A 12824-nucleotide genomic window follows, 5' to 3' on the forward strand; every position below is an offset into this window, starting at 1 on the left:
AAATGGCACTTGTTCGACATAAAAACATCATTTCCCAAAAAACAACAAAACATAAAAAAAGCAAATACATATGTCGTATTTGCTCGTATGACTCTCTGATTCACTTGTAAAAAGAAATCCATTACTTTTGAGTCGCTAACCACTCCGCTACCTTTGTTGCTTCTTCCCCTTTTAACAATCCTTTAGGCATGGACCCTTGACCATTGATGATGATATTTTCAATCTCATCTTCTGAATACTTATTTCCTACTTTTGTAAGGTTTGGTCCAACTCCACCTTCAAGATTGTTTCCATGGCAAGACGCACAGCTTTGTTGAAACAACTTTTCAGCTTCACCACCATCTGCCGTTTCACCTGCAGGCGCCGCTTCGTTCTCTGCAGGCTCTTTTGCTGTATCGTCACCTCCACCACATGCAGCTAATGCAAGTGATGTTCCCATGAATAGTGCGACTAATCGTTTTTTCACTATAAGGTCCCCCTTATCTAATAAATTTTTCCATATCTATCTTATTATAGCCTACTTCTTATTGTTTAAAACCCTTACCGAGTACCTCTGATGCGTCCGCTACAATGACAAATGCAGCCGCATCAATACTTTGAACCGTTTGTTTCAATTTTGTGAATTCTGCTTGATCAACCACAACCATTAAAATTGGACGCTCGCTATCTGTGTAGCCTCCATATGCCGATAGCTTGGTCACACCACGGTCAATTTTATGTAAAATCGCTTCACGAATCTCTTCTTCTTTGTTTGTAATGATGAGTGCCATTTTCGAGCGACCTACACCGACTTGCACGATATCAATCGTTTTACTTGTGACGTATAACGCAATGAGCGCATACAATCCAAGTTCAATGTCAAACACAATCGCTGCTGTTAGCACAATGAGTCCGTCAATAATCGCGACACAAACACCTAGAGACATCCCAAAATATTTATGAACAATTTGTGCTGCCAAATCTGTTCCACCCGTAGATGCACGCCCTCTAAACACAAGACCTAAACCAAGACCAACACCAATTCCCCCAAAGAGTGCACCTAGCAACGGATCGGTCGTCGCAGGTTCCATATCTTTTGTCAGAAAAACAACCATCGGTAAAAAGACCGTGCCGACTAACGTTCTTACCCCAAACTGCCATCCTAGTAAGAGAATACCTGCAATAAAGAGTGGAATGTTAAATGCCCACTGTACATAGGCTGGCTCCCACCCAAACAACGAATCTAAAATCGTACTAATCCCACTTACGCCACCAGATGCCACGCGGTTAGGTAGTAAAAATAAATTAAATGCAATCGCCACAATGGCTGAACCAATTAACACATATAAGATGTTGATGATACGACGATAAGGACCTAATTTTTCATACAATTGCCTGCGACTCATACGCGCCTCCACTCTACTTCTGCATTTATTTACCTTAGTAAAGGTTCCCACAAAATCACCAGGCCCATGCATACAACTATGCACGGGCCTGGTTTCCTCTTATTTTAAATGGATGTGGTGCTCGCTAAGAACGTCATTGACTTCCGCTAGAGTCACCCACCTTTTGATTAACGTTGATTCACCATGTTCAAAGCAAATTAAATCTTTGAACGTAAATACGCATCGATAAATGGATCTAAGTCGCCGTCCATCACACTTTGGGTGTTACCAACTTCTGTGTTTGTACGGTGATCTTTTACCATTGAGTACGGATGGAACACGTACGAACGAATTTGACTTCCCCATCCGATATCTTTTTGCTCTCCACGAATTTCAGCTAACTCTTCTTGTTGTCTCTCAATTTCACGTTGGTACAATTTAGCTTTTAACATTTTCATTGCTTGATCACGGTTTTTAATCTGTGAACGCTCCGTTTGGCACGATACCACTACACCTGTTGGAAGGTGGGTAATACGAACAGCTGAGTCCGTCGTATTAATATGCTGACCACCGGCACCACTTGCACGATACGTATCAACTTTTAAGTCTTCTGTGCGAATATCAATTTCAATCTCGTCATTGAATTCTGGCATGATTTCACACGATACGAATGACGTATGACGTCGACCTGATGAATCAAACGGCGAAATACGAACAAGACGGTGTACGCCTTTTTCTGCACGTAAGTACCCATACGCATTGTGACCTTTAATTAACAATGTAACACTTTTAATTCCAGCCTCATCACCAGGAAGATAGTCCATCGTTTCCACTTTAAAGCCTTTTTTCTCTGCCCAACGTGTGTACATACGTAAAAGCATGGACCCCCAGTCTTGAGACTCTGTTCCACCTGCACCTGGGTGAAGCTCTAAGATGGCATTGTTTTTATCATAAGGCTCACTTAATAATAGCTCTAATTCAAACTCGTTCATGCCTTTTGTAAGTTGTTTCAACTCAGAAACAAGCTCTTCTGCTAAATCTTCATCGTATTCTTCTTTTACAAGCTCATACGATACTTGTAAGTTTTCATACATTTCATCTAAATGGTTGAACTGATTGACCGCATCTTTTAATGCATTCGCTTCATTAATAACCGTTTGTGCTGCTTGTTGATCATCCCAGAAGCTTGGGTCTGCCATTTGCTCGTCTAACTCATTAATGCGAGCTTGTTTGTTATCGAGGTCAAAGAGACCCCCTAAAGTCCGCTAATCGCTTAGCTGTTCTATCAAGTTCTTGCTTAATTTCTACTAATTCCATGTTTAACACACCTCTATTGTTAGTTTCATTCATGTTATACACACAAAAGAAATGAGGAATCCCCCATTTCCTTGTGATGGTTACTCTTCAGTTGACTGCCTTTTATTGTAGCATATTACACCGTGTAAGAGTTGCTACAACTAAATGTTGCTTCTTTAACCTCTCTACCTGTTTAACAAGAGAGATTACGCTTGCTGTCCGCAACAGTTTTTGTATTTCTTACCGCTTCCGCAAATACACGCATCGTTACGTCCAACTTCAATTGCGTTTACTTTTGGCTTTTTCTTTACCGGTTCGCCGCCTTCTTTCGGATGAACAGCCGCTTGCCCTTTTGCAACTTCTTGACGCTCTAAGTTATTATGAATCTCTGCTTTCATAATATACTTCGCGACTTCTTCCTCAATGCTTGCAATCATCGTTTCAAACATCGCAAAGCCTTCGAATTGATATTCACGAAGCGGATCTGTTTGACCATATGCACGAAGGTGAATCCCTTGACGAAGCTGATCCATCATGTCGATATGATCCATCCACTTTGAGTCAACAGCACGAAGTACAACGACTTTTTCAAACTCACGCATTTGCTCTTCTGGCAGTTGCTCTTCTTTTTCATCGTAGCGTTTTTTCGCTTTTTCAACTAACATCTCAACCATTTCTTCTGGTTCTTTGTTACGAAGGTCACTTTCAGAAAGAGCTCCTTCTTCTAACATGTTCGCTGCCATGTAATCAACGATTGCTTTTAAGTTCCACTCTTCTTCAAGTTCTTTACGTGGTGCATTGGCTTCCACCACACGTTCAATCGTTGAACGAACCATACGCTCGACAATTTCACGAAGGTTATCGGAATCTAACACTTCAAAGCGTTGTTTGTAAATCACTTCACGTTGCTGACGAAGAACGTCATCATATTGAAGTAACTGTTTACGCGCATCAAAGTTGTTACCCTCGACACGTTTTTGCGCAGATTCAACGGCACGCGTGACGATTTTACTTTGAATTGGCTGTGAATCGTCCATACCGAGACGATCCATCATCGCCATCATATTATCTGAACCGAAGCGGCGCATTAACTCATCTTCCATTGAAAGATAAAATTGCGTCACCCCTGGGTCACCTTGACGACCTGCACGTCCACGAAGCTGATTATCAATACGGCGGGACTCATGACGCTCTGTCCCGATAACCGCAAGTCCACCTACTTCACGTACACCTTCGCCAAGTTTAATATCCGTACCACGACCAGCCATGTTTGTCGCAATTGTTACCGCTCCTTTTTGACCAGCGTTCTCGATGATCTCCGCTTCACGCTCATGCTGCTTCGCATTTAACACGTGATGAGGCACACCTTTTTTCTTTAATAGCGCCGATAAAAGTTCAGACGTTTCAATCGCAACCGTACCAACAAGTACAGGTTGTCCATTTTTATGGCGCTCGACGATGTCTCCTGCGACTGCAAGGAACTTCCCTTCCATCGTTTTATAAATCAAATCAGCACGATCATCACGTGCGATTGGTTTATTCGTTGGAATTGCGACAACATGCATGTTGTAAATGTTACGGAACTCTTCTTCTTCCGTTTTCGCTGTACCTGTCATACCTGATAATTTTTCATACATACGGAAGTAGTTCTGGAACGTAACCGTCGCAAGCGTCATGCTTTCATTTTGAATATCAACGCCTTCTTTTGCTTCAATGGCTTGGTGAAGACCTTCACTGAAGCGACGTCCTTTCATTAAACGACCTGTAAATTGGTCAACGATAACTACTTTTCCTTCTTCAACTACGTAATCTACGTCGTTTTGCATCGTCACATGTGCTTTTAATGCTTGGTTAATGTGATGATTTAACCCAACATGAGCAATATCAAACAGATTCTCAATGCCGAATGCTTTTTCAGCCTTTGACATTCCGTCTTCTGTTAACTGCACGCTTTTCGTTTTCACGTCATACGTGAAATCATCTTCTTTTTTCAACGTACGTACAAACGCATTCGCTTGAATGTAAAGCGCCGTTGACTTTTGAGCCGTACCTGAAATGATCAATGGCGTACGCGCTTCATCAATTAAAATTGAGTCAACTTCATCAATGACCGCAAAGTGAAGCGGACGCTGAACCATTTGCTCTTTATAAAGAACCATGTTATCACGTAAATAATCGAAGCCAAGTTCGTTATTTGTGCTGTACGTAATATCAGCTGCATACGCTTTTTGCTTTTCTTCACGTGTTAAGCTGTTTAAATTCAAACCAACAGTTAAACCTAAAAACTCATATAAGCGTCCCATTTCAGTCGCGTCACGGCTTGCTAAGTATTCGTTGACTGTGACAACGTGAACACCTTTACCAGTAATCGCATTTAAATAAACAGGCATCGTCGCTGTTAACGTTTTACCTTCCCCTGTTTTCATCTCAGAAATGTTTCCTTCATGAAGGGAAATCCCCCCCATAAGCTGTACTTTGTACGGATACATCCCTAATACACGCTTCGCCGCTTCACGTACAACCGCAAAAGCTTCTGTTAACATATCATCGAGTTTTTCACCCGCTTGAAAACGTTGTTGAAACTCTGCTGTTTTTTCACGCAATTGATCATCTGTTAGTCCACCCATTTGTGATCCTAACGCATCAATTTGATCGGCCATCTTTTCATAACGGTTAATTTGGCGTTGGTTGCCATCGAATACTTTCTTAAATAATCCAAGCATCTAAAACGCTCCTCTATTTATAATGAATTCAATTCAACATCTATCTAGTAGCTGATTGACGGCTCTTTGAACGAGAAATTCATTTCCTCCTTAGGTCGCGGTTCGAGCAGTAAGCCTCCTCGTCGCAACGCTCCTACGGGGCCTCACCTGTCTCGCTGGAGTCTCGCACCTTCCGTTTCAATCAACTCTTTTATAAACAATTCTCACTTTTAAAGTTTAGTTTACATCACTTTCACACGCTGAATGATTCATAAGCGTATTTGTTTTCTCTATTATATATGATTATCAGTAAAATTGTAACATTCATGGGATAACCATGACAAATAATCGACGTAGTGGGCATGACGAGACGGTAAAGATGCCTCGTCATGCCCACTACACCTAAGCGACTGATTCCCTCTTGCGGGGTTGGAATCAGTCGCTTAGGTAGATCTTTTTGGGAGGATTCGGGGAGGTTATTTATGAGGGTTCGTCTGACACTACTGATTATTAGTTCTAAAGACTCATAAATTATACATATTCTTCATGTGTTTATGATATAGTTAAATTACTAGATAAGTGACGTTATATACAGACAAATGGAGGGCAGGTAGATGAAAAGAATCTCAATTATGGAGGCTCAAGCGGGGGATACGTTAGGTAATCATATCTATGGATCGAACAATAGCGTGCTTTTGAAAAAAGGAACGAAACTAACGGATATCGTCATTAACCTTTTAAGAAAAAAGGAATTTCTTCTATTTGAGATTGATTTGCGTCAATCGATGAACACGACGATTATTAAATCATTGTCTTAATTCGAAGGTAGATAAGACCGGCCTCCCCTCACGTACTAGAAGGGAATCGGCGAAACGATAAAAGGCTGACGCGAAAATGCGTCAGCCTTTATGTATCGGATTAGCTTGGCTCAATTAAGCCGTACTTTCCGTCTTTGCGTCGATAAACGACATTGGTTACGTTTGTTTCTGCGTTTGTGAAGACGAAAAAGCTGTGACCAAGCATGTTCATTTGAAGAATCGCCTCTTCACTATCCATTGGCTTTAAGTTAAAGCGCTTTGTACGAACTAATTCTAAGTCTTCTTCCTCTTCAGTCGCAATCGCTGTTGCCGCTGCTTCGTCTTCTAATTGTGCGAATACATATTTCGGTGCGCCTTTTTCACGCAGCTTACGGTTTACTTTTGTTTTATGTTTGCGGATTTGACGCTCTAGCTTATCAACCACAAGGTCAATCGCTGCGTACAGATCTCCATGTGTTTCTTCTGCACGAAGAACTAAATCCGTCATCGGAATGGTTACTTCTATTTTTTGATTGTTGTTGTATACTTTTAAATTTACATACGCATCTGTTTTCGGAGTTTCATCAAAATATCTTTCTAATTTGCTTAACTTCTTCTCCACGTAATCCTTTATCGCTGGAGTTACCTCAATGTTTTCACCGCGAATGTTGTAAATCATGTTTGAACTCCTCCTTTAATCCAAGGTATGTATCTATATTTCTACAATACCCGACACATCTCCTTCTTAAACCAATAAATTATGTGAAAATTTTGTGAATATATCTTTTCTTCACTTTCACTCCTTTAGTATGGCAATGTATTTAGAAAATAGTATGAGAATAAAAAGGAAAAAATGCGTCTAACAAAGAAGAGATCAAGCGTTTATTTCTTTACAATCAGTATCCATGAAACGTCACATCGTGCACTGGTAATAATCGTGGTTGCTACACTTTCAAACAACCCCTTAACATTTCCACTAAAGAGTAAGCGCATATAACATATATTCTTCCGCAACCATCCTGGCTCGTTCAGCAGTTGAAAAATAAATGCTGCATCCTCAAGCTCAAGCCAGCGAAGAAGTAACCGCTCTGTTTCCATTACCTTCATCATTGACACCTCGTTCTTTTTTAACGATCTTTTCAAACATTTCAGCCTAAGTATAAGCTGTTTTTCACTCATGATTACAAGACAACCGAAGAACGTTCTTTCTAGAAAAAGCAGAGTATGTAAGACACAGCTATCGGAGTGTCTCTGTGCTCCACAACCATTATATGTCACGAACAATTCCTTTCATGAAAAAGAAAAACTCCTTCTTCAAGTCATTCACTATGAATGAGCATAAAAACAAGGAGTTTTGTTGATTAATGCATAAACTGTGGATGAAGTTGTTGTTCCATTCGCGTTTTCCACTTCTCGAATGTTGGTAAAATATCTCCAATTAGAATACGTTGCTTCATATAATAATCGTTCATGTGACCTTCTAATCGAAGAACCGCACGTAACACCGTTTCATACTGATCAACCGTTGTCATCATGGTTTTGTTTTCAGCAAAGTCTTTCTGGAGCTGCTCATTTGTATGAGTGAGCTGACTAAACGCAGCTAGCACATCACTTAAAATACGGTCAGCTTCTGTTTTGGTTTCATCATCAAAGCTTGCTTCCACATAAAGAAGCCCTTCTTCAATCGTTTGTAGAAGTTCATAATACGTTTTGAATACATCTTGTTGACTAGCTACGGATGTCATAATTTCACTCATTTCTTTTTATCGTAAAATGTACCGTCAAATGATACGTTTACGTACGGATTTACATAACGATCTGCTTGTGTTTTTTTCGTTTTTAATTTACGAATATCAATGGCAACGTGCTCTTTGATTATCACAAGTGCTTGATCAATCTCGTGATTCATCTTAATCATGTCTTGTGCTTGTTTCTTCTCTTCAACCGACATAGGTGCGACGATATGAGGAAGGAGTGCTTGACGAGCTTCTAATAACTCATCAACACGAGCGATGTACTCATCGCGTTCTTCTTCTAACGGTGTCGTCCCCACGTGTGTATGTAACGATTTTGTGAGATCATAGAGCGTTTGAAACACACTCACTACGCTTGCCCACCTTGACCGTGTGATTGCTGGCGACTCAGTTGAACCACTTGTTTCCACGTATCACGAAATTCGATCACATAGCCCTCGACTTCATCTAAAATCGCGATGTCATTCTTGATGTTCGCTTCAATCAAACGATTGTTTAAATAATCGTACATCACTAATAGTTGCTCTGACACGGGATATTTTTTATCTAACGTCACCATTAACTCTTGAACGATCTTTTGTGCTTTTAATAAGTTTGTATTTTTCGCTGAAATATCTTTTTGCTCAATGGCTAACTTTCCAAGCTTAATAAACTTCAAACATCCTTCATATAACATTAACGTCAATTGTCCAGGTGACGCTGTATTGACATTGTTTTGTTGATACGCTTGATATGGATTATTCACTGCCATCTCCACTCACTCCTTTACTATTACCCACCAAATTGTTGCATCATAAACATCGCTTGCTCATTTGAACGTTGAATTGCTTTTTCCATTGCCGTGAATTGACGCCAGTAGCGGTCTTCGATTTGTAAAAGGCGTGATTCGAATGAACCAATTTGTTTATCCACATTATTCAAATCTCTCCCAATCGTAAATTGAGTATTCGTTGATAAACTACTTCCTGCTCTTGCACGAATATCACCAATTGATTTTTGGAGACTATCGTATAAGCGGTTTACGATTCCTTTTTCACCGTACGTGTCACCAGAACTCGAAAACAATTGCTCAACCGCTGTTGGATTTTCTTGAATCGCTTTCTTTAATTCAGCTTCGTTAATTGTTAACTTTCCACCTTCAAGATAGTTGTTACTCGTCTTAATCCCAATTGATGCAAGCTGTTGAAACGGCGATTCTGCATTTCGGCTATTTTTAACTGGCGTATAAAAATCAAGACGCATTTGACTCAATACACCAGATAAAATCGGATCTCGTCGAAGCAATCCACTTTTTGCTTTTTCTTCCCATTGCTCTTGTTGCTTATCTGACAATTGTTCTTTTTGCTCATCAGTTAACGGTTTATATGAACGATACACATCTTCCGATAACTTCTTTTGAAGCGTTCCAATCACTTCATTATATTTATCTACAAACTTTTTAATGTTTTCAAACACGGCATCTGTATTGTTCGATACATTCAATGAAATCGGTGAATCTCCTGGTAACGTTGTATCTTTTAACGTTAACGTCACACCATTCATTTCAAATGTATTAGACGTACGCTCTGTTGTGAGTCCGTTCACGGTAAAACGAGCATTTTCACCACCCGTTTCCGTTGTACCCCCAAACTGTAACACTTGATTTAAGAAACTACCCGTTGTCGTAATTTCAGCACCAGCTTCATTGAAGTTACCTGTCTCTTTGCGCGTTAACGTTACTTGGTCAGTAAACGAGTCGTAAAACGCCGTCACGCCTGCTTGAGAGGTGTTGATGCGACTTAACACATTGTTTAGTGACTCTGTTCCTGCTACACTAAACTTCTCTTCGACAGGCCCCTTGGCATTATGAGTGGTTAATGCAATTGTAAAGTAATTTTGTTGATAAGACACTTTCACTTCTTCATTCGCTGGAAGCTCCTTTCCAGCATTAAACGTTACTTTACCTGTCGCATAATCGATGTTTCCAACAACGATGTCAGTTTCATCTTTGATTTCACCAGCAACATTACTTGTATACGTTTTACTAGCTACCTCAATGGTTACAGAACCTTCTGCTGCGTAAACTGAACCTTTTGTTAGTTGTAACTCTTTCAGTGGCGTTGAAGACTGAAACGTATCAATTTTTTTATTGGCTGCATAATCAACTTTAATGGTGCTCCCTTTGGCAATCGTTTCACCGAACGTGAGCTTACCAGCTGAATCAATCATGACTTGCCCTTTTTCAAGTGGCGCAGTGCCGTCTACCACTTTAAAAGACGTGCCGTTTACTTTTACAGACATCCCAGCAAGATCTGCCTTTACAGTAACACCCGTTGGAACTTTCAAATTAAACGTAGCCCCACTCTCAGCTGCAGTTATCGTTTCCGTTTCTAAACTTCCACGTTTCCAGCCGAATGTGTCGTTTTTAAAGGTATCTTTGATTTCGTATAAACTCTTCGTTTGATCGATTTTAGACGTAGTTGATTTTGAGATTGATTCTTTATTAATTTTAGTCGCTGCCGTTGCTAAACGTTCAATACTCGACACAGTATATGACGATAACGCCGCAGCACTTGTTCCAGTAGCCGTAACCTTTGACTCATTCGACGAACTCACTGATCTTGCGCGGTAATTAGAACTTAACCTCATATCAAATGATAAATCTCGTAACGAAAGCATTAACGTGTTCATTGAGCGATAATCATCACGCTTCCACTCTAACGTTTGCTTCTTTTGCTTGTATTTATCTAATGGCATTCGCTCTGCCTTCATTAAATCTTTCACAAGCGAATCGATGTCCATTCCACTTGCTAATCCACCAATCCGTACCATCACACTCACCACCGTTACACTTTATAATCAAACAACAAACCGAGAAACCGGTTCATCTCTACATACATATCAATCAGCTTCTTAGGAGGAATTTCCCGAATTACTTCTTGTGTTTTCACATCAACCACTTTGGCGTAATACCGCTTCGCTTCTTCATGAAGCTCAAAATGTACCGCAGTAAACGTTGGTTCCAAAAACGCATTTAATTCCTCTACTGCTTTTTCTAACTGTTCTTTTTGATAACGCTCTTCATGTTTCACTTCAGATGAAACCTTTCGTTCTTGTGAACGTTCACCTGTTGAGACTTTCTTGATAGAATCTGAGTTGTATAAATCTCTTGATACTGAAGAAATGCGATCAACCATCTCCTCAACTCCCAACCCTTTTACTTTGTTTATCGGATGAGGTGAGGAAATTTGAATAGGGAAATAGGAGGAGGTTTTAGACAAAAAACAGTGTCAATTACATTTACATTTTTTAGCGAAATAAATATAATAAAAATTAACAAATATAGAATGTTTGAGAGGAGTTACATATGTATGAAGCAAGTAGAATTACTATCAACACTCTTGCCTAAAGATGTAATTTCTTTATTAATAGGAAAGTTGCTAGGAGATGCAAACCTCAATATTCAAGAGAAGAAGCGACCTCGGCTCTACTTTTCTCACTGTGCAGCAGATCGAGAATGGTGTTATTACTGTTACACAAGACTAAAAGACTATATTCCAGTTCCTGCTCCCGTTTACACGAAGGTAATGGACAAGCGTGTAAGTAAAGGGTACACAGAAAAATATTACGTACAATCAAGAACAAGTGAGGTGATTGATTTACTAAAAGAAAGTTGGTATCCTAACAACTCGAAAACGATTCCTTTTGAACTGTTAAACCAATATCTTTCTAGAGAAGCTCTTGCCTGGTGGTATCAAGATGACGGACACTTAAAGAGGGAAAAAGGTATCGTAAAAAAAGTTGTGTTATCAACTGACGCATTTACAAAAGACGAAAATACAAAGCTTACTAAACTATTATACGATAAATTTCAACTAACATTTTCAGTTGACGGTCAAAATCGTTTACTTCTTTATGACCAGCCACAAATGTATTACTTCCTTCACTTAATCAAGCCGTTTATTCACAACAGCATGAATCGAAAACAAATGGTGATGTCACAACACATCCCAACACTCTCTACAGCTAAACGTACAACGATTTATCTACCAATTCACATTGAAATAAACGAACCCACAAAAGAGATAACAAACACTTTAAAGCTACTTCCTATCCTCCAAGAAAAAATATCGAATCGCAATATGTACGAAAATTTGTTTCAAAGCTACTTTCCGATCATTACAAACACAAAAAAATCCGAAACAAACGGCTATCAAATTCAGTTAAGTCCACGTACTTTACAAGGCTTATACAAGATTAAAATATTTACCGGACTTAACTATAGCCAAATTACTTACCTTTGTTTTTTGATAAAATAGTAGATACTCTTTAACAAACAATTAAATTAATGATTAACAGGACGCAAATGTGTTTCTAAAAAGTCTACTTCATATTTTAATTCGTTTAGCCGCCTATTTAAATCTCTTGTGTCAAAAGCAGTCAATTCATAACCTAAAGCATACATTACAATATCTCTCATCTCATGAAGCTTCACTTCGATTGCTTCTAAAATATCATCTTGCTCCTTGCACCAATTGAGTTGCTGTTCTAGAAATTGTTGATGTTCTGGATCTTTTGAATTCACCTTGTTTCTCCTCTCATTAAATAGATAGATGAATAGAACTAGTATCTGTTCATGAAAAAAGACTCTAGCCACGCTAGAGCCTTTTTATATCATTTAAAATTAACGAAGAAGTTGTAAAACTCCTTGTGGTTGTTGGTTCGCTTGCTTCGCGACTGCACCTTTCAGTTACAGAATAGACTATATCTTCATCCATGTTTTTCATGGAGCTGAGCACTTCGAACAGCTTTTGCTGCCCTACGAGATTCATAGTCATAGCTTTTCCCTTAGACCGTGTTCTCTAGTCGTTGAACCTTCTCCATCCTTTCGGAACAGGAGCTTGGCTGCTGATTATCCATTGTTTCATCTTC

Annotated in this window: 14 protein-coding genes; 2 read left to right on the forward strand and 12 right to left on the reverse strand. The window is 39.5% G+C overall.

The genetic code is table 11. The features are described from left to right. Positions 1 to 121: 121 nt before the first annotated feature. The 4 genes from cccB to secA form a co-directional block, all read right to left on the reverse strand. Entirely contained in the window at positions 122 to 466 is a 345-nt protein-coding gene (gene cccB, locus DIS06_RS06865) for a cytochrome c551 (RefSeq protein ID WP_110112509.1), read from the reverse strand. 58 nt (positions 467 to 524) lie between these two features. Then, entirely contained in the window at positions 525 to 1385 is an 861-nt protein-coding gene (locus DIS06_RS06870; protein WP_110112510.1) for a YitT family protein, read from the reverse strand. A 197-nt stretch (positions 1386 to 1582) separates the two neighbouring features. Then, positions 1583 to 2681, reverse strand: a protein-coding gene (prfB, locus tag DIS06_RS06875; RefSeq protein WP_239421928.1) for a peptide chain release factor 2 whose coding sequence is annotated in 2 segments (ribosomal slippage) — positions 1583 to 2617 and positions 2619 to 2681 — 1098 coding nt in all. Because the reading frame shifts where the segments join, the coding sequence is not laid out codon by codon here. Between the two features lie 185 nt (positions 2682 to 2866). Further along, the gene (gene secA, locus DIS06_RS06880; protein ID WP_110112512.1) at positions 2867 to 5383 is read right to left on the reverse strand and encodes a preprotein translocase subunit SecA; all 2517 of its coding nucleotides are present in this window, start codon (positions 5381 to 5383) and stop codon (positions 2867 to 2869) included. Between the two features lie 593 nt (positions 5384 to 5976). On the opposite strand from secA, the gene DIS06_RS06885 reads away from it, so the two are divergent. Beyond that, complete coding sequence (locus DIS06_RS06885) at positions 5977 to 6180, forward strand: hypothetical protein (protein ID WP_110112513.1); 204 nt, start codon at positions 5977 to 5979, stop codon at positions 6178 to 6180. A gap of 100 nt (positions 6181 to 6280) precedes the next feature. Here DIS06_RS06885 and hpf read toward each other — a convergent pair whose 3' ends face one another. From hpf to flaG, 7 genes are all read right to left on the reverse strand, one after another. Next, positions 6281 to 6838: a ribosome hibernation-promoting factor, HPF/YfiA family gene (gene hpf / locus DIS06_RS06890; protein ID WP_110112514.1), complete on the reverse strand. Its 558-nt coding sequence runs from the start codon at positions 6836 to 6838 to the stop codon at positions 6281 to 6283. Between the two features lie 203 nt (positions 6839 to 7041). Then, the gene (locus DIS06_RS20385; protein ID WP_204166770.1) at positions 7042 to 7269 is read right to left on the reverse strand and encodes a hypothetical protein; all 228 of its coding nucleotides are present in this window, start codon (positions 7267 to 7269) and stop codon (positions 7042 to 7044) included. 251 nt (positions 7270 to 7520) lie between these two features. Then, a complete protein-coding gene (locus tag DIS06_RS06900) occupies positions 7521 to 7916 on the reverse strand; it encodes a DUF8042 domain-containing protein (protein WP_110112515.1) in 396 nt (131 codons plus the stop codon). After that, positions 7913 to 8263, reverse strand: a complete 351-nt coding sequence (gene fliT, locus DIS06_RS06905; RefSeq protein ID WP_110112516.1) for a flagellar protein FliT — start codon at positions 8261 to 8263, stop codon at positions 7913 to 7915. The genes DIS06_RS06900 and fliT overlap by 4 nt, the downstream gene beginning before the upstream one ends. Beyond that, the gene (gene fliS, locus DIS06_RS06910) at positions 8263 to 8664 is read right to left on the reverse strand and encodes a flagellar export chaperone FliS (RefSeq protein WP_110112517.1); all 402 of its coding nucleotides are present in this window, start codon (positions 8662 to 8664) and stop codon (positions 8263 to 8265) included. The genes fliT and fliS overlap by 1 nt, the downstream gene beginning before the upstream one ends. A gap of 20 nt (positions 8665 to 8684) precedes the next feature. Then, positions 8685 to 10724, reverse strand: a complete 2040-nt coding sequence (gene fliD, locus DIS06_RS06915; RefSeq protein WP_110112518.1) for a flagellar filament capping protein FliD — start codon at positions 10722 to 10724, stop codon at positions 8685 to 8687. Between the two features lie 14 nt (positions 10725 to 10738). Continuing rightward, positions 10739 to 11089: a flagellar protein FlaG gene (flaG, locus tag DIS06_RS06920; protein WP_110112519.1), complete on the reverse strand. Its 351-nt coding sequence runs from the start codon at positions 11087 to 11089 to the stop codon at positions 10739 to 10741. Between the two features lie 174 nt (positions 11090 to 11263). Here flaG and DIS06_RS06925 point away from each other — a divergent pair, with 174 nt between their 5' ends. Beyond that, positions 11264 to 12211, forward strand: coding sequence for an endonuclease (locus tag DIS06_RS06925; protein WP_162595906.1), 948 nt, complete (start codon positions 11264 to 11266; stop codon positions 12209 to 12211). 26 nt (positions 12212 to 12237) lie between these two features. Here the strand turns inward: DIS06_RS06925 and DIS06_RS06930 are convergent, their stop codons facing one another. Next, a complete protein-coding gene (locus DIS06_RS06930) occupies positions 12238 to 12477 on the reverse strand; it encodes a hypothetical protein (RefSeq protein ID WP_110112521.1) in 240 nt (79 codons plus the stop codon). Positions 12478 to 12824: the final 347 nt, after the last annotated feature.

The organism is Bacillus sp. CGMCC 1.16541 (assembly GCF_003184905.1).
Taxonomy (GTDB): Bacteria; Bacillota; Bacilli; order Bacillales; family Bacillaceae_H; genus Priestia.